The sequence below is a fragment of the Methylopila turkensis genome (genome assembly GCF_027922325.1).
Taxonomy (GTDB): Bacteria; Pseudomonadota; Alphaproteobacteria; order Rhizobiales; family Methylopilaceae; genus Methylopila; species Methylopila turkensis.
Genome location: NZ_BSFL01000003.1, coordinates 851,611 through 871,180 on the forward strand (window position 1 = coordinate 851,611; position 19,570 = coordinate 871,180).

At 72.1% G+C, this 19,570-nt stretch carries 20 protein-coding genes; 8 read left to right on the forward strand and 12 right to left on the reverse strand.

The genetic code is table 11. The features are described from left to right. Positions 1-6: 6 nt before the first annotated feature. The 7 genes from PKE78_RS15240 to PKE78_RS15270 form a co-directional block, all read right to left on the reverse strand. Positions 7-1,743, reverse strand: a complete 1,737-nt coding sequence (locus PKE78_RS15240) for an acetyl/propionyl/methylcrotonyl-CoA carboxylase subunit alpha (RefSeq protein WP_271201754.1) — start codon at positions 1,741-1,743, stop codon at positions 7-9. Next, a complete protein-coding gene (locus PKE78_RS15245) occupies positions 1,740-3,356 on the reverse strand; it encodes a 5-oxoprolinase subunit B/C family protein (protein WP_271201755.1) in 1,617 nt (538 codons plus the stop codon). The genes PKE78_RS15240 and PKE78_RS15245 overlap by 4 nt, the downstream gene beginning before the upstream one ends. A 20-nt stretch (positions 3,357-3,376) precedes the next feature. Continuing rightward, the gene (locus PKE78_RS15250; protein WP_271201756.1) at positions 3,377-4,144 is read right to left on the reverse strand and encodes a LamB/YcsF family protein; all 768 of its coding nucleotides are present in this window, start codon (positions 4,142-4,144) and stop codon (positions 3,377-3,379) included. Between the two features lie 80 nt (positions 4,145-4,224). Next, a complete protein-coding gene (gene otsA, locus PKE78_RS15255) occupies positions 4,225-5,643 on the reverse strand; it encodes an alpha,alpha-trehalose-phosphate synthase (UDP-forming) (protein ID WP_271201757.1) in 1,419 nt (472 codons plus the stop codon). A 136-nt stretch (positions 5,644-5,779) separates the two neighbouring features. Then, positions 5,780-7,582: a glycoside hydrolase family 15 protein gene (locus tag PKE78_RS15260; RefSeq protein WP_271201758.1), complete on the reverse strand. Its 1,803-nt coding sequence runs from the start codon at positions 7,580-7,582 to the stop codon at positions 5,780-5,782. Next, a complete protein-coding gene (gene otsB, locus PKE78_RS15265; protein WP_271201759.1) occupies positions 7,579-8,391 on the reverse strand; it encodes a trehalose-phosphatase in 813 nt (270 codons plus the stop codon). Before otsB ends, PKE78_RS15260 begins: the two co-directional genes overlap by 4 nt. Positions 8,392-8,479: 88 nt before the next feature. Beyond that, positions 8,480-9,091: a TetR/AcrR family transcriptional regulator gene (locus PKE78_RS15270; protein WP_271201760.1), complete on the reverse strand. Its 612-nt coding sequence runs from the start codon at positions 9,089-9,091 to the stop codon at positions 8,480-8,482. 80 nt (positions 9,092-9,171) lie between these two features. On the opposite strand from PKE78_RS15270, the gene PKE78_RS15275 reads away from it, so the two are divergent. Beyond that, positions 9,172-9,783, forward strand: a complete 612-nt coding sequence (locus PKE78_RS15275; RefSeq protein WP_271201761.1) for an NAD(P)H-dependent oxidoreductase — start codon at positions 9,172-9,174, stop codon at positions 9,781-9,783. A 10-nt stretch (positions 9,784-9,793) separates the two neighbouring features. Here the strand turns inward: PKE78_RS15275 and PKE78_RS15280 are convergent, their stop codons facing one another. After that, positions 9,794-10,966 carry an Mrp/NBP35 family ATP-binding protein gene (locus PKE78_RS15280; RefSeq protein ID WP_271201762.1) on the reverse strand — a complete coding sequence of 391 codons (1,173 nt, stop codon included), beginning with the start codon at positions 10,964-10,966 and terminating at the stop codon, positions 9,794-9,796. 92 nt (positions 10,967-11,058) lie between these two features. Here PKE78_RS15280 and PKE78_RS15285 point away from each other — a divergent pair, with 92 nt between their 5' ends. The 4 genes from PKE78_RS15285 (at position 11,059) to PKE78_RS15300 (ending at position 14,040) form a co-directional block, all read left to right on the forward strand. Next, positions 11,059-11,661 carry an NTP transferase domain-containing protein gene (locus PKE78_RS15285; RefSeq protein ID WP_271201763.1) on the forward strand — a complete coding sequence of 201 codons (603 nt, stop codon included), beginning with the start codon at positions 11,059-11,061 and terminating at the stop codon, positions 11,659-11,661. Between the two features lie 102 nt (positions 11,662-11,763). Further along, the gene (locus PKE78_RS15290; RefSeq protein ID WP_271201764.1) at positions 11,764-12,564 is read left to right on the forward strand and encodes a lysine/arginine/ornithine ABC transporter substrate-binding protein; all 801 of its coding nucleotides are present in this window, start codon (positions 11,764-11,766) and stop codon (positions 12,562-12,564) included. A 16-nt stretch (positions 12,565-12,580) separates the two neighbouring features. Then, a complete protein-coding gene (locus PKE78_RS15295) occupies positions 12,581-13,300 on the forward strand; it encodes an ABC transporter permease (protein WP_271201765.1) in 720 nt (239 codons plus the stop codon). 2 nt (positions 13,301-13,302) lie between these two features. Continuing rightward, positions 13,303-14,040: an ABC transporter permease gene (locus PKE78_RS15300; RefSeq protein WP_271201766.1), complete on the forward strand. Its 738-nt coding sequence runs from the start codon at positions 13,303-13,305 to the stop codon at positions 14,038-14,040. On the opposite strand, the gene cobT is transcribed toward PKE78_RS15300, so the two are convergent. After that, positions 14,037-15,086: a nicotinate-nucleotide--dimethylbenzimidazole phosphoribosyltransferase gene (cobT, locus tag PKE78_RS15305; RefSeq protein ID WP_271201767.1), complete on the reverse strand. Its 1,050-nt coding sequence runs from the start codon at positions 15,084-15,086 to the stop codon at positions 14,037-14,039. The genes PKE78_RS15300 and cobT overlap by 4 nt on opposite strands. Positions 15,087-15,228: 142 nt before the next feature. Between cobT and PKE78_RS15310 the strand changes: the two genes are divergently transcribed. From PKE78_RS15310 to PKE78_RS15320, 3 genes are all read left to right on the forward strand, one after another. Beyond that, the gene (locus tag PKE78_RS15310; RefSeq protein WP_271201768.1) at positions 15,229-15,999 is read left to right on the forward strand and encodes an adenosylcobinamide-GDP ribazoletransferase; all 771 of its coding nucleotides are present in this window, start codon (positions 15,229-15,231) and stop codon (positions 15,997-15,999) included. Positions 16,000-16,074: 75 nt separating this feature from the next. Continuing rightward, positions 16,075-16,254, forward strand: coding sequence for a DUF1289 domain-containing protein (locus tag PKE78_RS15315; RefSeq protein WP_309299111.1), 180 nt, complete (start codon positions 16,075-16,077; stop codon positions 16,252-16,254). Beyond that, positions 16,251-16,547, forward strand: coding sequence for a hypothetical protein (locus PKE78_RS15320; protein WP_271201770.1), 297 nt, complete (start codon positions 16,251-16,253; stop codon positions 16,545-16,547). Before PKE78_RS15315 ends, PKE78_RS15320 begins: the two co-directional genes overlap by 4 nt. 12 nt (positions 16,548-16,559) lie before the next feature. Here PKE78_RS15320 and PKE78_RS15325 read toward each other — a convergent pair whose 3' ends face one another. Genes PKE78_RS15325 through PKE78_RS15335 form a run of 3 tightly spaced genes read right to left on the reverse strand, consistent with a single transcriptional unit; the run spans position 16,560 to position 19,321 of the window. Further along, positions 16,560-17,399: a sulfite exporter TauE/SafE family protein gene (locus PKE78_RS15325; RefSeq protein WP_271201771.1), complete on the reverse strand. Its 840-nt coding sequence runs from the start codon at positions 17,397-17,399 to the stop codon at positions 16,560-16,562. A 37-nt stretch (positions 17,400-17,436) separates the two neighbouring features. After that, positions 17,437-18,471, reverse strand: coding sequence for a tRNA dihydrouridine(20/20a) synthase DusA (gene dusA / locus PKE78_RS15330; protein ID WP_271201772.1), 1,035 nt, complete (start codon positions 18,469-18,471; stop codon positions 17,437-17,439). 40 nt (positions 18,472-18,511) lie between these two features. Further along, positions 18,512-19,321, reverse strand: coding sequence for a transglutaminase-like domain-containing protein (locus PKE78_RS15335; RefSeq protein WP_271201773.1), 810 nt, complete (start codon positions 19,319-19,321; stop codon positions 18,512-18,514). Between the last annotated feature and the right edge of the window lie 249 nt (positions 19,322-19,570).

Here is a 19,570-nt window from a genome sequence, read left to right on the forward strand (position 1 = left end):
GCTGGCTCAGCCGGCGTCGATCTCGGCGAGGACCTGACCGGCCTTCACGCTTCGTCCGGCCTCGGTCCGGATGCGCAGCGTGCCTGCGCGCGGCGCGAGGACCCGGGTCTCCATCTTCATCGCCTCCAGCACGGCGACCGCGTCGCCCTCCGCGACCGTCGCGCCGTCCTCCACGGTCCAGGACTGCAGGACGCCGGCCACGGACGCCCTCACCGCGCCCGCTGCGGCGCTGGTATCGGCCGTGTCCTCCGCCGCCTTCGCTGGGCCTGCGGCGGACCCGAACAACGCCCACACGGATCGCGGCAGCGCGAGCTCGCGGCGGCGGCCGTCGATCTCGACGGGGAAGCGCGTCAGCGCAGGTCCATCCGCCGGCTGCGGCCGCACGGCCGCCTCGAGCCGGTCGGCGAAATCGGTTTCGATCCAGCGGGTATGGACACGGAAGCCGTCCGCGCCTGCGAAATCGGGCGAGCGGATCGCCGCCCGGTGGAACGGCAGCGTGGAGGCGACGCCCTCGATCCGGAACTCGGCGAGCGCGCGTTCGGCGCGGCGCAAGGCCTGCTCGCGGGTCGAGCCCGTCACGATCAGCTTCGCGATCAGCGAATCGAACGCGCCCGAGACGATAGACCCCGCGACGACGCCGCTGTCGAGGCGGACGCCCGGCCCAGAGGGCGGCTCGAAGGCGGAGACGGCGCCCGGCATGGGCAGGAAGCCCCGCGCCGGGTCCTCGGCGTTGACGCGGAACTCGATCGCATGGCCGCGCGGCTCGGGCGCGTCGTCGAGGCTGAGCGGAAGCCCGTCCGCGACGCGAAGCTGCTCGACCACGAGATCGACGCCGAAAACCTCTTCGGTCACGGGATGCTCGACCTGCAGGCGGGTGTTGACCTCGAGGAACGACAGCGTCCCGTCCTCGCCAAGCAGGAACTCGACCGTGCCGGCGCCGACATAGCCGACCGCCGTGCAGATGGCTCGCGCGGCGCGGTGGATCTCCTCCCGCAGGGCGGGCTTCAGGAAGGGCGCCGGGGCCTCCTCCACGAGCTTCTGGTTGCGCCGCTGCAGCGAGCAGTCCCGCGTCCCCAGCACCACGACCTTTCCGTGCCGGTCGGCGATCACCTGCGCCTCCACATGGCGGGGGCGGTCGAGGAAGCGCTCGACGAAACATTCGCCCCGCCCGAAGGCCGAAGTCGCCTCCCGGACGGCCGATTCATACGCCTCCGCGACCTCGTCCATGCGCCGGGCCACCCTCAGTCCGCGCCCCCCGCCGCCGAAAGCAGCCTTGATCGCGACCGGCAGGCCGAACCGCTCGGCGAAAGCGACGGCTTCGTCGGCGCCGGCGACCGGCCCGTCGCTCCCGGGCGCGAGCGGCGCTCCGGCCGCCGCGGCGATCCGACGGGCCTCGATCTTGTCGCCGAGCGCGTCGATGACCTCAGGATCGGGCCCGATCCAGATCAGACCCGCCGCGATCACGGCGCGCGCAAAGTCGGCGCGTTCGGACAGGAAGCCGTAGCCCGGATGCACCGCGTCGGCGCCCGCGCGCGCGGCGACCGCGATCAGCTTTTCGGCGGCGAGATAGGTCTCGGACGGTCGATCGCCGCCGAGGCCGTAGGCTTCGTCCGCCAGCGCCACGAACGGCGCGTCGGCGTCGCTGTCGGCATAGACCGCGACCGCGCCGACGCCGTAGTCCCGGCAGGCCCGGATGACGCGGACGGCGATCTCGCCCCGATTGGCGATGAGGACCTTTTTCATGCGTCGATCCTGTCGGACGTCGGGACGATCTCGGCGAAGGGGCCGAGCGCGCGGAAGCGGATGCGGGCGCCGGGCGGGATCTGGCCGGCGCGGTCGAGATGGCGCTCCGCCACAGTCGCGATCACGGGATAGCCGCCGGTAAGCGGATGGTCGGCGAGAAACAGCACGGGCTGGCCGTCGTGGGGAACCTGGATCGCGCCGGTTACGGCGCCCTCGCTTGGCAGCTCGATGGCCGGGTCGGCGCGGTCGAGCGCGCGCTCGCCGGCGAGCCGCAGCCCGACGCGGTCCGAACGCGGCGTGACCTCCCAGTCCTGATCGCACAGCAAGGCGAGCGACGCCGCGGTGAACCAGTCCGCCCGCGGCCCAAGAACGACGTCGAGCGTCACCACATCGCCGGGCGCCGGCGGCTCCTCGGCGGGCGTCTCGTGAAGCGCAACCGGACCGGCGCGATCGCTTCCGATCGCAAGCCGGGCGCCGGCCTGCAGCGGCGCCGGGCCGAGGCGGGCCAGCGTGTCGGTCGACGCAGAGCCGAGCTCGGGTTCGACGGCGAAGCCGCCGCGCGCCGCGAGATAGCTTCGCACGCCCCGTTCGGGCGCGCGCAGCGCGACGCGATCGCCGGCCGCGAGCGGCAGCGGGGCGTAGGCAGCAGTTGGATAGGGAACGCCGTCGGCGGTTCGTATCTCGATCGCGCAAGGGGCGCCGGCGACGGCGATCACCGCGGGCCCCGACGAGGTGAAGACGATGCCGCCGGCGATCTCGATGCATGGCCGCCCCGGTTCGTTGCCGACGATCCGGTTTGCGGCCCTCAGAGCCGCGCGGTCGAGCGCGCCGGACGCCGAGACGCCCTGCCCCGCGCGCCCGGGACGCCCGAGATCCTGGAACAGCGCCGGAAGCGGCGCTTCGACGACGGTCAGAACCGTTGCGCCCGGCTCAGGCGATTTGGGCGCGCGCCGGCCCGGCTCCACGACAGACGCGCGCGTGGCCTCGAAATCGTCCCGGTCACGAAGCGCCCGGAAGCGCACACGCTCGCCCGGCTGCAGCAGGGCCGCCGGCTCGCGCGCCGGGTCCCACATCTCGAGCGGGGTCCGGCCGATCAGCTGCCAGCCGCCGGGACTGTCTTTCGGGTAGACGCCGCTGAAGACGCCGGCGAGCGCCACCGAGCCGGCCGGGATCCGGGTGCGCGGCGAGCGGCGGCGGGGGACGTTCAGGCCGGGATCGCCGCCCGCAAGATAGGCGAAGCCGGGCGCGAAGCCGATGAAGACGACGTGGTAATCGGAGCCCGTGTGCCGTCGCACGACCTCTTCGGGCGTCACGCCGAGATGGTCGGCGACCGCGCGAAGGTCCTCGCCGTCATAGAGCGCCGGAATCTCGACGAGCGGCCCGGCCGCGCGGGCGCCGGCCGTCAGGTCGCGCGCACGGAGTTCAGCCGCGACGCGGCCGGGATCGCGCCAGGCGGCCGGACGCAGCCGCAGCAGCAGGGTGCGCGCGCCGGCCACCACCTCCTCGATGTCCGCAATCGGGGCGGCGGCCAGCGAGGCCTGAAGGGCGAGCGTCTCGTCGAGATCGGCGAGCTCCACGAGCATGGAGCCGGAACCCGCGGGAAGGAAACGCATGCCGGACCCCTTGCGCCGGGTCAGCCGGCGGTGACGAAGGAGCGGATCGAGACCCCCTCGCCCTGCAGCCGGGCGCGCACCGCGCGGGCGATCGCGACCGCGCCGGGACTGTCGCCGTGCACGCAGATGGACACGGCCTCGACGCGGATGACGGAGCCGTCGACGGCCTCGATCTCGCCGTGGCGCGCGAGGCGCAGCATGCGGTCGGCGATGCGGTCGGCGTCGTGCAGCACCGCCCCGGCCTCGCGCCGAGAGACGAGCGTTCCCTCAGGAGTGTAGGCGCGGTCGGCGAAGGCCTCGGCGACCACCCCAAGTCCCATGTCGCGGGCGAGCGGCAGCAGCGGCGACCCCGCGAGCCCCATAAGCGCGAGGTCCGGATCGGCCATCCTGATCGCCTGAACCACGTCGCGCCCCTGCCGGGCGTCCGTCGCGATGGCGTTGTAGAGCGCGCCATGCGGCTTGACGTAAGCGACGCGGGCGCCCGCGGCCTGCGCGAGCGCCTTCAGCGCGCCGATCTGATAGATGACGTCGGCGATCAGGTCCTCGCTCGCGACATCCATGGCGCGGCGGCCGAAGCCGACCAGGTCGGGATAGGAGACATGGGCGCCGACGACGACGCCGCGCTCCGCCGCGGCCCTCAGCGTCCGCAGCAGGGTCGCCGGATCGCCGCCATGAAATCCGCAGGCGACGTTGGCGCTGGAGACGATGTCCAGCATCGCCGCGTCGTCGCCCATCCGCCAGGCGCCGTAGCCTTCGCCGAGATCGCTGTTGAGATCGATGGCGGTCATGCGCTCCCTCGCCGCGCCGGAGGGCGCGCGACGCAGAATGACCGGGATTCGCGCGACGCGCAGCAGGCGCTTCGGCGTCGTCAGCCGGCGGCGGCGATGCGCCTCGTCTGGGACGGTTCGTCCGGCTGTTCGAGGGCGGCGAGGAAGCTTTGGCACCACCAGGCGACGTCGTGCGTCTTGAGCTTCTCGAACATGCCGCTCCATCGCTCGCGGCGCTCCTCCAGCGACATGTCGAGGGCTCGCGCCAGCGCGCCGGCCGTCCCGTCGACGTCGTAGGGGTTCGTAAGCAGCGCTCCGTCGAGCTCGCAGGCCGCGCCCGCGAAGCGCGACAGCAGCAGGACCCCTGGGTCCTCGGGATCCTGAGCCGCCACATACTCTTTGGCGACGAGGTTCATCCCGTCTCTGAGCGGCGTGACGAGGCCGACCGCGGCGTGCCGGTAGAGCCCCGCGAGCGCGTTGCGGCCCACGGTGCGGTTGACGTAGCGAAGCGGCGTCCAGTCCAGCTCCGAGAAGGCGCCGTTCACGCGGCCGGCGAGTTCGGCCACCTCGCGCTCCATCGCGGCGTATTCCGGAACCTCTTCCCGCGACTTAGGGGTAATCTGGATATAGGCGCAGCGGCCCCGCCATTCCGGATCGAGCAGCAGAAAGGTTTCGAACGCCTGGATGCGCTGGGCGATTCCCTTCGAATAGTCGAGCCGGTCAACGCCGATGATCAGGCGGCGGTCGCCGAGGCTTTCGCGGGTGCGCCGGACGAGCGCGTTGCGTCCGGAGGCGGCGGCGACATCGGCGAAAATCTGCGTCTCGATGCCGACCGGAAACGCCTCGACCGTCACCGCGCGGCCATGAGCGACGAACCGGCCATCCGGCAGACGGCGTCCGACGCGCTCCCGCCGGACGTAGGTCTCGAAGTTCTCCAGATCGATCGGGGTCTGGAAGCCGACAACGTCGTAGGCCGCCAGCGAGCGCACCACGTCGGCGTGGTTTGGCAGGACGGTGAGGATGTCCGGCGGCGGGAACGGGATGTGGAGAAAGAAGCCCATTCGGTTGCGCAGGCCCATCGCGCGCAGCTCCGCGGCGAGCGGAATGAGATGGTAGTCGTGCACCCAGATGATGTCGTCCGGCCGGATCAGCGGCGCAAGCTTCTGCGCGAACAGCCGATTGACGCGGTGGTATCCGGAGAGCGTGACGCGCGTAAACTCGGTCAGCTCCATCCGGTAATGGAACAGCGGCCAGAGCATGCGGTTGGAGAACCCGGCGTAGTACTCGTCGAGATCGCGCTGGGCGAGATCGATCACGGCGTAGGTCACGCCGTCGATGGTGGTGATCTCCGGCTCGGGCTGCTCTTCGACGCCGGGCTCGAGCTTGCCGCCGCTCCAGCCGAACCACAGGCCGCCGCGGGCCTTCATGGCGCCGGACAGCGCGACAGCCAACCCGCCGGCCGGCGGCGTGCCCGGCGTCGGAACCGGCACGCGGTTCGATACGATCACAAGCCGGCTCACGCCCGGTCCCTCGCGTTCAGCGCAGAGGGCCGGCTCGTCGAGGCGCTTTGCGCCGTTGTGTCGAGATGTCCTGTCATCGCCCTCACCTGCAACGCCGCATCGGCGGCGAAGTTCCTGTCGTCGCGTCGCGCCGCGCTCAGAACGCCTCCTCCCAGGGGCGGGACAGACGCATCGCCGCCTTCACCAGCCCGACCATCGAGTAGGTTTGCGGGAAATTGCCCCAGAGTTCGCCGGTGCCGACGTGCAGGCCCTCGGACAGCAGCCCGAGCCGGTTGCGATGGTCGAGCACCTCCTCGAACACCGCGCGCGCCTCGTCCTCCCGCCCGACAGCGGCCAGCGCGTTGATCAGCCAGAAGGTGCAGGCGGTGAAGGCGGTCTCGGGTTCGCCGAAGTCGTCCGGCGTCCGGTAGCGGTAGATGTGATTGCCGTAGCGCAGGCTGCGCTCGACCTCCGCGAGCGTCCCGAGGAAGCGGGGGTCGCGGGGCGCGACCAGTCCGATGTCGGGCAGCAGCAGCAGGCTCGCGTCCACGAAGTCGCCGCCGAAGGTGCTGGTGAAACTGTTCAGCTCGTCGCTCCAGGCCGCGGCGAAGATGCCGTCGCGGATGTCGGCCGCCTTCTCGCTCCAATGGTCGACCCGCTCCGCCAGGCCGAGCCGGTTCGCGATGCGCGCGAGCCGGTCGCACGCCGCCCAGCACATGGCGGCGGAATGGGTGTGGACCGCCTCGCGGGTGCGGTACTCCCATATGCCGGCGTCGGGCTGGTCCCAGCGCGCGACGGCCTGGGCGCCGAGTTTCTCCAGCCGCTCGAACAGCGCCTCGTCGCCGGGCTTCGGCAGCCGGGCGTCGAAGAAGCTCTGGGCCGCGGCCAGGATGACCGAGCCGTAGCCGTCGTTCTGCACCTGGGTGTAGGCGGCGTTGCCCCGCCGCACGGGTCCGAACGCCTGATACCCGGGCAACGCCTCGGCCAGCGATTCCTCGATCCGCGTCTCGAAACCGAGCCCGAACAGCGGCTGGAGGTAGCCGGAGGGCGAACAGGCGACGAGGTTCGTCACGTAGGAGAGATAGCCCTCCATCGTCTTGGTCGCCCCAAGCCGGTTCAGCGCCTCGACGGTGAAGTAGGCGTCGCGCAGCCAGCACAGCCGGTAGTCCCAGGTGCGTCCGCTGTCGCCATATTCGGGGATCGAGGTCGTCAGCGCCGCGACGATGCCGCCGGTCTCCTCGTGGCTGCAGAGCTTGAGCGTTATCGCCGCGCGGATCACCACGTCCTGCCATTCGAACGGCAGCGACAGGAAGCGCACCCAGTCGATCCAGTAGTCGTGCGTGCGTTCGTAGAATTCGCGGGCGACGCGCGACGGCGCCGCCGGCAGGGTCTCGTCCGGACCAAGGATGAAGGCGAGCGGCTGGTCGAGGATGAACGGGGTCTCCTCGCTCACGAGCGACACCGGCGCGTCCGTGGTCAGCCGCAGCACCGTGTCCCGGAGCAGGAAACGGACGTGGTTCGAGCCCCGCGTCGTGTCCGGCGCGGCGGCGCCGTAGTCCATCGCCGGCCGAAGCCGCACGCGGATGCGCGGCGAACCCGAGATCGGCTCGACCTGCCGCACGATGGTCTGCGGCCGGAACATGCGCCCGTGATCGCGGAACCGCGGCGCGAAGTCGACGATGCGGACGCCGGCGCCCTCGCTTCCGTAGAGGCGCGTCTCGAGGATCGCCGTGTTGCGGTGATAATGCTGCTCGACCCGCGTCAGCCCCTCGAGCTCGAACTCCCAGAACCCGCGGTCCGGCGCGTGGCCGCCGAGCAGCGCGCAGAAGGTGGGATCGCCGTCGAAGCGCGGCGCGCACATCCAGTTGATGCGGCCCCTTGCGTCGATCAAAGCCGCGGCGGCGGCGTTGCCGATGACGCCGAGATCGAGCGAGACCGCGGTCGCCTGACGCTCCGTCACGCCGACGCCGCAAGCGCGACGAGCCAGGCGCGGACGGCCTCCGGATCCGCGGCGCGATAGGTGGCGACCGACGGACGGGTCACGTCGCCGACCAGCGCCGAGGCGCCGCCGAGTTCGTTCGCCGCGGTGAAGGCGAACTCGTCGGTGAGGTCGTCGCCGAGCATCAGCGGCGTCCGCCCGACGAACGGCTTCTCGGACATCAGCCGCCGCAGCGCAGAACCCTTGTCGCAGCCGCGCGGACGCACCTCGACGACCATCTTGCCGGGCTGAAGCTCATGCTCGGGCGCAAGCATCGCCACAAGATCGCCGATGCGCTCGCGCACCTCGCTCTCCCGCTCCGGCGCGGCGCGGAAATGCACGGCCACGCTCGCGCCCTTGTTCTCGAGCGCAAGGCCCGGACGGGCGTCGACGAAGGCGCCGAGCGCGGCTGTCAGGCGGTCTGGCGGCGCGTCGCCGGCGTCGGCCACGCGGCCTCCGCCGCAGCGGCGAAGCTCGGCCCCATGCAGCGCCGCGGTCGGCAGCCGCAGGGGCGTGAGAATGCGATCGACGTCCGCGAGCGTCCGGCCGGTCACGATCGCGAGCGCGCCGCCGAGACGCTGCGCCAACACGCCGATCGCCGCGACGACTTCGGCGGGAATCGAGACGCCGTCGGGCGTCGGCGCAAGGTCGAGCACCGTGCCGTCGAGATCGAGGAAGATCGCGACGCGGCCGGGAAAGCCGCCGGGAACCGCCGGCAGTGCAGGCCGTTCGGCGGCGCCGCGCGCGATTTCGCTCTCGCGTACGGCCACCGCCGTGTTTTCGAGGCTCATCGCCGGGCGCTCCGGATGGGGGGAGAAAACCGTTCGGGCCACGGTAGATAGCGACGGCGCGACAGAGGGGCAACCCCCGACGGGACCTTCAGGCCCGGCTCGCCCGTTCGACCACCGCCTCGAACACCGCCTGCAGTTCCCCGCGCGCGTCGGACGGATCGAGCTCGCCCGCGGCGGCGGCGTAGGACAGCGCGTCGGCGGCGCCGATCGCCCCCAGCAGGCTCACCGTGGACGGCGCGCGGGTCGAGAACGGCGCCAGCGCTTCGCGGCACTGGTCGACAAAGGCGTCGCGGCAGGCGCGCTTCACGGCCTCGAGCTCGGCGGAGCCTTCGAGCGCCGCGGCCACGCCCGCCAGTTCGCGCCCCTGGGCAAGCGCGCAGTCCACATAGGCGTCCGCGATCACGCCGGCCTTGTCGATCAGCGTCGGGCCGCTCGCGGCGAGCGCCGCATGCATCGCCGCGGTCTGCCGCCGGTCGAAATCCTCGTAGAGCGCGGCCAGCAGGCCGTTGCGCGTGCCGAAGTGATCGTAGGCCACCGGCTTCGCCACGCCGGCCTGCTCGGCGAGGCGGCCGAGCGTCAGCGCGTCGGCGCCCTCGTCGCGGGCGAGCCGCCATGCGGTCTCGATGAGCTGCAGCCGTCGCTGATCCCGGGTCAGCCGGCGGCGGGGGGCGAGCGAAGACGTCGGGAACGCGGTTGACATCACTATATACCAAAAGTAACTTACGAAAAGTATATAACGATCGCCGCGGCGGTCAAAGCTAAAACCGCAGGAGCCTTCCCATGCGCTCGCTCATCGTGTTCTCGCATCCCGATCCCGGGTCGCTCACGCACGCCGTCGCCGCCCAGATCGCCGAGGGGATTTCGGCGGCGGACCCGTCCCACTCCGTGGAGATGGCGGACCTCGCCGCCGAGGGCTTCGATCCGCGCTTCTCCGCGGCCGACCTCGCCTTGTTCCGCCGGCAGGCCGGACCGCCCGAGGACATCCTCGCCGAACAGGCGCGGGTCGACCGCGCGGACGCGCTCGTGCTGGTCTATCCCGTCTACTGGTGGTCGATGCCGGGCCAGCTCAAGGGCTGGATCGACCGGGTGTTCACCAACGGCTGGGCCTATGACGAGACCGCGGACGGCTCCCTGATCAAGATGCTGGGCCGGCTTCGCGCGCATCTCGTCGGCATCGGCGCCGGCGACGAGGACCTCTACCAGCGACGCGGCTACGCCGACGCGATCAGGACGCAGATCGACAAGGGCATCTTCGATTACGTCGGAGCGACGGTCGCCTCGTCCGACCTGCTGCTGCCCTCGGCCGAGCCGTTCCCGGCCTCGGCGCTCGCGCGCGCCCATGCCATCGGCCGCGCCATCGCGGAGGCTCCGGCCGCCGGCAAGGCGGCCTGAGCCCGCGCCTTCAGCGCTCGATGACGATGCGCGGCGGCGTGCGGCCCGGCGCGCCCTTGGTCAGCCGCGTCCACACGCCTTCCGCAATCCGGGCGTAGGCCTGGGCGTGCTCGCTGTCCGGCGCGAAGGCGACGATCGGCGCGCCCGCGTCGGCGCCCTCGCGGATCTCGATCGCGAGCGGGATCTCGCCGAGGAACGGCGCGCCCATCCGCTGCGCCTCGGCGCGCGCGCCGCCATGGCCAAACAGGTCGGCCCGGTGGCCGCAGTTCGGGCAGCAGTAGTAGCTCATGTTCTCGACGATCCCGAGGATCGGCACGTCGACCTTCTGGAACATGGCGACGCCGCGCCGGGCGTCGGCGAGCGCGAGGTCCTGCGGCGTCGAGACGATGACGGCGCCGGAGAGCCGCACCCGCTGGGCCATGGTGAGCTGGGCGTCGCCGGTCCCGGGCGGCATGTCGACCACGAGCACGTCGAGCTCGCCCCACGACACCTCGGTCAGCATCTGCGTCAGCGCCGACATCACCATCGGCCCGCGCCAGATCATGGCGGTGCCTTCGTCCACGAGGAAGCCGATCGACATGATCTTGAGGCCGTGCGCCTGCAGCGGCTTCATCATCTTGTCCTCGACCTCGGGCTTCTCGTGCAGGGCGAACAGGGTCGGCACGGACGGGCCGTAGACGTCGGCGTCCATCAGCCCGACCCGCAGCCCTTGGCGCTTCAGCGCGAGCGCGAGGTTCGCGGCCGTGGTCGACTTGCCGACGCCGCCCTTGCCGGAGGCGACGGCGATGATGTGGCGGACGCCGGGAACGCCCGCGCCCCGCATTTCGGCTCCGCCTGCGGGCCGCGCGGGCGGAGGCGTGGCGCCGGGAGGCGCGGCGCGGCCGCCACGCGCCGCCATCGGGCTCGCGGGCCGCGGCGCGGGCGCCGAGCCGGCGGGTCGGTCCGCGGTCAGGGCGACCAGCACGTCGGAGACGCCGGGCAACGCCCGCACCGCGGCCTCCGCCGCCTTGCGCACCGATTCGAGCGCGCCCGCCCGCTCGGGCGAGGTCTCGATCGCGAAGATCACCCGCCCGCCGCTGATCGAGATCGCGGACAGCGCGGTCGACTCGGCGAGGCTTCCCGCCCCGTCGGGCGCGGGCACCGCGCCAAGCGCGCGCCGCACGTCGTCTTCCGTCACCGCCATGGCTGGGCTCCCTTTATCCTTCGTTAGTTGCGCTATGGACCTTGGCGCGCCGCGCGGTCAAATGGCTTGAAGCGTCCCGGAGGATGAACGCGATGACCGCCCCCCCGTCGCCCCGCGTCGCCGGGCTCGTCCTGATGGGCGGCGAAGGCTCCCGCATGGGCGGCGCCGACAAGGCGCTGCTCGATCTTGGCGGACGGCCGATCCTCGCGCACGCCTTGGATCGCTTCCGTCCGCAGGTGGGGACGCTCGCCCTGTCCGCCAATGGCGACCTGTCGCGGCTCGCCGCGTTCGGGCTGCCCGCCCTGCCCGATCCGCCCGACGGACCGGGCGGGCCGCTTTCCGGCGTGCTCGCCGGCCTCGCCTTCGCGGAGGCCCGCGGAGCGCTGTGGCTCGCGACCATACCCGGCGACGCGGCGCATCCGCCGCTGGACCTCGTCGCGCGCCTGCTGGCCGCGGCTGGAGAAGCCCCCGCCGCCGCGTCGACCGCGCGCGGCGTCGAGCCGCTGCACGCGCTCTGGCCCGTGGCGGCGGCAATGCGGCTGCGGGCGCTCGTCGGCGAAGGCGTCGCTTCGCCGAAGCGCGCGCTGGAGCGGCTCGGCGCGGCGCTCGTTCCTTTCGACGACGATCGGGGGTTTCGCGACGTCGACACGCCGGCCGACCTCGACGCCGCGCGGCGCTCGCTCGCGGGCTCGTGACACGCGTTGCGCGCTCCCGCGAAGGATGGAATGTTCGGTCCGAAGCGCCGGAGGGCGCAGGGGGCCGCAGGCGGGACGCGGCCCGGCACGGAGACCGCCGGCATGACTCGGCTGACCACGATCTCACGGCGCGCCGCCTTCGTCGCGCTGATCGCGCTCGGCGCGGCCTGGTCCGCCGACGCGGCGCAGGCCAGAGACTGGCGCAAGATCCGGATCGGCACCGAGGGGTCCTATCCGCCTTTCAATTACATGGACGCGGACCGGCAGCTGCGCGGCTTCGACATCGACATCGCCAAGGCGCTCTGCGCCAAGATCGGCGCGGAGTGCACCTTCGGCGCGCAGGACTGGGAGGGACTGATCCCCGCCCTGCTCGCCAACAAGTACGACGCGGTCGTCGCCTCCATGTCGATCACCGACGAGCGCAAGCGCGTCATCGCCTTCTCGAAGCGCTACTACCAGACGCCGGCCATGTTCGTGGCGGCGAAGGAGAACGGCTCCTGGGGCTCGACCCCGGAAGCCCTCGCCGGCAAGACGATCGGCGCGCAGACCGGCACGGCCAGCGCGACCTATCTCGAGGACGTCTACGGCGCCGCCGCGACGGTGAAGCTCTACGCCACGCAGGACGAGGCCAATCTCGACCTCGCCTCCGGCCGGCTCGACGCGGTGCTCGCCGACAAGGCGGTGCTGCTGCCGTGGCTCGAAAAGGCCGAGGAAGGCAAATGCTGCCAGGTCATCGGGCAGGACGTGCGTGACCCCGCGTACTTCGGCGAGGGCGTCGGCGTCGGGCTGCGCAAGGAGGACGCCGACCTGAAGGCGCTGTTCGACAAGGCGATCGACGACATCCGCGCCGACGGCACCTACGACCGGATCAACGCCCGCTACTTCCCGTTCAGCCTGTACTGAGAGCCGGCGTCCGCGCGTGGAGAACCTGCCGACGCTGCTGTCCTTCGGAGCGGCGGGCTGGGGCGACGAATTGCTGGCCGGCGTCGGCGTCACGCTCGCTCTCGCCCTCGCCACGCTGCCGCTCGGGCTTGGCCTCGGGCTCGCCGTGACCCTCGCCAAGGCGTCCCGGCGAAGATCGCTACGCGCGTTCGGCGAGGCCTACACCACCGTGTTCCGCGGGCTGCCCGAGCTTCTGACCATCGTCGTGGTCTATTACGGCGGCCAGATCCTACTCAACGCCGCGCTCGCCCGGATCGCGCCGGGAACGAGCGTCCAGATCGGCGGCTTCGCGGCCGGCGTCGCGGCGCTGGCGCTGGTGTTCGGCGCCTTCGCGAGCGAAGCGATGCTCGGCGCGCTGCACGGCCTGCCGCGCGGCCAGATGGAGGCGGCGGCGGCGCTCGGGCTGCCGCCGTCGACCGCGTTCCGCCTTGTCGCGCTTCCGCAGCTCTGGCGGCTGGCGCTGCCCGGCCTGTCGAACTGCTGGCTGGTGCTGCTGAAGGACACTTCGCTTGTGTCGGTGATCGCGCTCACCGACCTGATGCGGCAGACGACCGTGGCGGCCGGCGCGACGAAACAGCCCTTCATCTTCTACCTCGTCGCCTGCCTCGCCTATCTCGCGCTGTCGCTGCTCTCGGGCCGCGTCTCGGACTGGCTCCAGCGCCGCGCCGATCGCGGCATGGCCACGGCGGGGCGCTGACGATGGAGGCGCTCGGACAGGCGTTCCTCGCGGTCTGGGGCGCGCTCGGCTTCGACGTCGACCTGATGGCGCGCTACGGCCCCCGGCTGCTGTCCGGCCTCGGCGTGACGCTCGAGATCGTCGCGCTCGCCGCGCCGCTCGGCTGCGCGCTCGCGATCCCGCTCGCGGTCTGCAGGCTCGAGGGCGGCCCGATCGCCCGCAACCTCGCGCTCGGTTTCTCCACCTTCTTCCGCGGCACGCCGCTGCTGGCGCAGACCTTCCTCGTCTATTACGGCGCGGGCCAGTTCCGCTCGGCCTTCGAGACCATCGGGTTGTGGTGGCTGGTGCGCGACGCGTTCTGGTGCGTGATCCTGACCTTCACGCTCAACACCGCCGCCTATCAGTCCGAGATCATCCGGGGCGGCGTGAGGGCCCTGCCCGCAGGCCAGCGCGAAGCGGCGTCCGCCCTCGGCCTCGGCCCGTTCGCGCTCTACGCCCGCGTGCTGCTGCCGCAGGCGCTGATCGGCGGCCTGCGCCCGCTCGGCAACGAGCTGGTGTTGCTGGTGAAGGCGAGCTCGATCGCGAGCGCCGTGACGGTGTTCGACCTGCTCGGCGCGACCCGCTACGTCTACGGCCGCACGCTCGACTTTTCGGTCTATCTCTGGGCCGCGCTGCTCTATCTCGCGCTGGTCGAGATCATCCGGCGCGCCGTCAACGCCATCGAGCGCCGCGCCGGCCGGCGGTTCGCCGCCGTGTCCTAGCCTCGGTCGGCCACGGCGGCCTCCGCGAAGGTCGCCATGCCCGTGTGGCAGGCGACCGCCGCCTTGATCATGGCGGCGGCCAAGGCTCCGCCGGAGCCCTCGCCCAGCCTCATGCCGAGATCGAGCAGCGGCTTCAGCTCAAGCCGCTGCAGCAGGCGTCGGTGCGCCGTCTCGGCCGACAGGTGGCCTGCGACGCAGTGGTCGAGCGCGCTGGAATCGAGCGCGTGCAGGACGCCCGCGGCCGCGCTCGCCACATAGCCGTCGATCACGACCGGTACGCGTTCGAGACGCGCCGCGAGGATCGCGCCCGCCATCGCCGCGAGCTCGCGCCCGCCGACGCGGCGCAAGGCCTCCAGCGGATCGGCGAGATGGCCCTCGTGTCGCTTGAGCGCCGCCCGCACCGCCTCGGCCTTGCGCGCCAGCCCTTCGTCGTCGACGCCGGTGCCGCGGCCGACCCAGTCCTCCGGCGCGCCGCCGTAGAGCGCGCAGGACAGCGCCGCCGCCACGGTGGTGTTGCCGATGCCCATCTCGCCGACGATCAGCAGGTCGATCCCGCCAGCGATCGCCTCCATGCCGTAGGCCATGGTCGCCGCGCATTCGGATTCGCTCATGGCGGCGTCGGTCGTGATGTCCGGCGTCGGCCTGTCGACGGCGAGGTCGAACACCTTCAGCCCGACGTCGAACGTCGCGCAGATCTGGTTGATCGCGGCATGCCCGTTGCCGAAGGCGTCGAGCATCTGCCGCGTGACCGACGCCGGGTAGGCCGAGACGCCGCGGCTGGCGACGCCATGGGCGCCGGCGAAGATCGCGACCAGCGGCCGCGAGACGGTCGGCGGCGCCTTGCCCTGCCAGGCGGCGAGCCACTCCGAGATCTCCTCCAGACGGCCGAGCGCGCCCGCGGGCTTCACAAGCTGCGCCTCGCGCGCCCGGGTCGCCGCGACGGCCTCCGCCGAAGGACCGGGCAAGCGCGCCATCAGAACGCGGATGTCGTCGAACGGCAGCCCTGTCGGCGTGGACGGGACGGCGACCTCGGTTGGGCGCGCCATGGGAGACCTCATGCGTCGGACAGGGTGATTGCTGCATCGCACATAGCCGATCGGACCGACGCCGCCAAGCAAACCCGAGGCGCCCGTGCTACGCGTCTGATGCCGACGATCCGCGCGCCCGAGCCTCATGAAGCGCCCCTCCTTGCGAACCTGTCTCGACGCCGTAGCCGACGCCCTGCGGTTCTTCACGCGCCTGTCGCCGCCCGAACGGTTCGGCGCGCGCGACGGGGCGGGTCTGTTCGACGGGGTGGCCGCGGCCGCTCCGCTCGCGGGCGCGGCGGTCGGCGCGGCGGCCGGCGCCGTTCTCGCCGCCGGCCTCTGGCTCGGGCTCGGATCGCTTCCCGCCGCCGCCTTTGCGATCGCGGCTGCGGTCGCTCTGAGCGGCGCCCTGCACGAGGACGCCCTCGCCGACGTCGCCGACGGCTTCGGCGGCGGCCGGACCCGCGAGGCGAAGCTCGCGATCATGCGCGACAGCGCCGTCGGATCGTACGGCGCCTCGGCGCTCGCGCTCGCGCTGATCGCGCGCGTGGCGCTCGCGGCCGAACTCGGCGAACGCCTCGGCGTCGAGGCGGCCTTCGCCATCGCCGCCGCGGCGATCGTCGCCCGCCCCGTAGCCTTCGCGCCGGCCGCGCTGCTGCCCCCGGCGCGCGCCGACGGCGCCGGCCACGCCGCCCGGCCAAGCGTCCGGGCCGTCCTGACCGGCGGGTTTCTCGCCGCGGCGCTCGCGATGCTGGCCGCAGGACTTGGTCCCGGCCTGGCGGCGGCCGTCGCCGCGACGATGGCGGCGCTCGGCGTGACCGCCCTCGCCCGGCGCCAGATCGGCGGCGTCACCGGCGACGTCTGCGGGGCCGCGGCGCATGTGGCGGAGATCGCGGCGCTCGCCGCGCTCGTCGCAGCCCAAGGGATGACGTGATCGTCTCTTGATCGCGCCGTCCCGTTGGGCGAAGCATCCGGGATGCTCACTCGCCGCCCGATCAAAAGCCCCTGCGTGTCCATCTGCGTGATGGATCCGGCCACCGGCTGGTGCGAAGGCTGCTTCCGGACGCTCGCCGAGATCGGCGCCTGGGCGCGGATGTCCGACGACCAGCGCGACGCCGCGATGCGCCTGCTGCCGGCGCGTCGCAAGGCCTTCCGCGACGGCGCAGCGCCGAGGACGTCCGCCCCGTGAACAAGCGCAGCGCCTCCGAGATGCTGATCGTCGCCATCCTGGCGTCGATCGTGGTGTTCGTGGTCGCCGACCTCGCGGGCGGCATCGGCGATTTCCCGAACGAGCGCTGGGCCGCGGCGATCGCGGCCATCTGCCTTGCGGTCTGGATCGGGCCCGGCGCGTTCGCGCGCTACGCCGGCCGGGGCGGCGACGCGCTGCGCCACGTCGCGATCTGGCTCGCGCTCGCGGTCGGGCTCGCGCTGCTGTTCATCTACGGGCAGGGCATGCTGGCGTCGCTCGGCGTCAACGTCTGAAGCGCCACGCGGTCAGGTCGCGAGATCGTAGGCGAAGCGCAGCGAGGTCAGCGCCAGAAAAAGCCCGAACGCGACGGCGAGTTGCCGCTTGGTCAAGCCATGCGCAATCCGCACGCCGAGCGGCGCCGCCAGCACCGAGACCGGCGCCAGCACCGCGACGCCGATCAGCGACACATAGCCGAGCGACAGCGGCGGCAGGTCGGCGAGATGCGGAACGCCGGCCACGGCGTAACCGAGCGCGGCCGGCGCCGCGATCAGCGTGCCGAGCGCTGACGATGTGCCGATCGCCTTGTGGATCGGCCGCCCGTAAAGCGACAGGAACAACGTGCCGAGCGTGCCGCCGCCGATGCCGATCAGCGCCGAAAGCACTGCGAACACGAAGCCCCAGAGGCCCGTCACCACCCGCGACGGCAGCTCCGACGCGATCCGCCAGCTCTCGCGGCCGAACAGCAGGTTTGCGGACATGCCCGCCGCGAACGCCGCGAACACGACCTTCAACGCGTCGGAGGTGACGTAAGCGGCGATGCCGACGCCGAGCAGCGCGCCGGCGATGACCGGCGCGATCCACGCCCGAAGCGCGGCCTCGTCAACGGAGCCGCGGGCGCGGTGCGAGAGAAACGAGCGGATCGAGGTCGGGATGATGATGGCGAGCGAGGTGCCGACCGCAAGCTGCATCTCGACGTCGTTGCGCACCCCGATGTGGTCGAACAGCTCCGCCAGCACGGGCACGATCACCGCGCCGCCGCCGACGCCGAACAGTCCCGCGAGCACGCCGGTGACGAGGCCCGCGGCGACGAGGCCGAGCCCGAGCTCGACCAGTTCGCGAAGAGGCAGCGCGGAGAAGACGTCCATCGGCGGGCTCCGGAGAAACCGCCGCGAGCGGATCGTGTCAGGCGGCGGCCTCGGCGGGAGCGCCTAGGGAGCCGCGTTCGCGGACGAGGTCAAGCGCGGCGCGCAGCACGTCGAGCCCGGCGCCGGCCTTCGGGCCCTCGACGCTGAGCAGCCGGCGATAGGCCCGCGCCCCCGGCTGGCCGGGGAAAAGGCCGAGCATGTGCCGCGTGACGTTGGAGAGCCGCCCGCCCGCGGCGAGATGGTCCGCGATCGCCGGGAACAGGCTTTCGACCGCGGACCGCGCGTCCTCATGAGGCGCGGCGGCGCCGAAGATCGCGGCGTCGACGCCCAGGAGCAGCTCGGGATTCTGGTACGCGGCCCGGCCGAGCATGATGCCGTCGAGCGCGACGCCGGCGCGTGGCCGCAGCAGCGCCTCCGCCTCCGCCAGCGAGCCGATTCCGCCGTTGATCGAGATGTGCGCCTCCGGCCGCCGCGCCTTCAACCGAAACACGCGATCGTAGTCGAGCGGCGGCACGTCGCGGTTCTCGCGCGGGCTCAGCCCCTTCAGCCACGCTTTTCTGGCATGCACGATCAGCGCGTCGCAGCCGGCGGCGAGCACCGCGTCCGCCAGTTCGTCGAGCGCCAGCTCCGGGTCCTGGTCGTCGATCCCGATTCGGCATTTGACGGTGACCGGAACCTGCACGGCGGCCTTCATCGCCGCGACGCCGTCGGCCACCCTGACCGGCTCGGCCATCAGGCAGGCGCCGAAACGGCCGTCCTGCACGCGGTCGGACGGACAGCCCACGTTCAGGTTGATCTCGGCGTAGCCGAAGCCCTCGCAGATGCGCGCGGCCTCGGCGAGCTCCGCCGGCTCGGAGCCGCCGAGCTGCACGGCGACCGGCTGCTCCTCGGGCGAGAAGCCGAGCAGCCGCTCGCGCGGACCGAAGCGCACCGCGCCGGTCGTCACCATTTCGGTGTAGAGCAGCGCCCGCCCCGTCAGCGCGCGATGGAACAGGCGGCAGTGCCGGTCCGTCCAGTCCATCATCGGCGCGACCGAAAAGCGGCGCGAGCGGGTCACGTCCACAGCGTCCATCCCAGAGATCGGAGGTCGCGCCCTTATATCCGAGGGCGGCCTACTCGACCACCTCGTCAGTCCAGACCGTGAAGCGCCGAAGCTCGTTGGGCCCGAAGGCCGTGGTGAGAGCCACATCCGCGGCGTCGCGGCCGCGAGCCATCACGATGCGGCCGATGCGGGGATGGTTGTGGCGGGCGTCGACGGTGTGCCAGCGCCCACCGAGATAGACCTCCATCCAGGCGCTGAAGTCCATCGGCGCGGGGTCCTTCGGCACGCCGATGTCGCCGAGATAGCCGGTGGCGTAGCGCGCCGGAATGTTCATGCAGCGGCACAAGGTCACCGCGAGATGCGCGAAGTCGCGGCAGACCCCCTGGCGCTCCTGATAGGCCTCGAACGCGGATTTCGTCGCGCGCGCATGCTGGTAGCCGAACTGGATATGATTGTGCACGAAGTTGACGATGGCGGCGACCCGGCCCCAGCCGAGCGGCGTCTGGCCGAACAGCCGCCACGCATCGGCGACCAGGCGATCGGTCTCGCAGTAGCGGCTGCCGAGCAGGTAGACGAGCGTGTCGTCGGGCAGCTCCTCCACCGGATGCTGGACCGCGTTCCACGCCGCGACGTCCGGAATGCCGCTGTCGGCCACGAGCGCGTCCGTGCGGAGCGTGAATTCCCCGGCCGGCGCCAGCACGCGGCTCGCGACGTTGCCGAAGCCGTCGACATAGGTGTCGATCAGCGTCGGCGGCCAGGACGTCACCGTGTCGGGCTCGATCAGGTCGAGCTCGCGGCTTGGATGGACGTTCAGCATCATCAACAGCGGCGTCGGCTGCGGAAAGGAATGGACGATCTCGAAGCCGACCCTGATTTTCACGCTGCACGTCCCTTTGGTTGTCGCGCCTGACCATGCCGACGCAAGGCGCACGCCACTATCCGCCGACAGCCCCTGTCCCGCCGACGTTGCGGCCGAAGCGGCTCCGACGTATGCCGGAAACGCGCCGGCGGCGCGTTTCGCCGTCCGATGGGGATGAATGCATTGCTGATTTTTCAGGCAGATCCGCGATGCCGTCCCATCGAAAGGCCGCAGCTGGATCCTCGCGCTCAAAACGCTGTCCTCAAAACA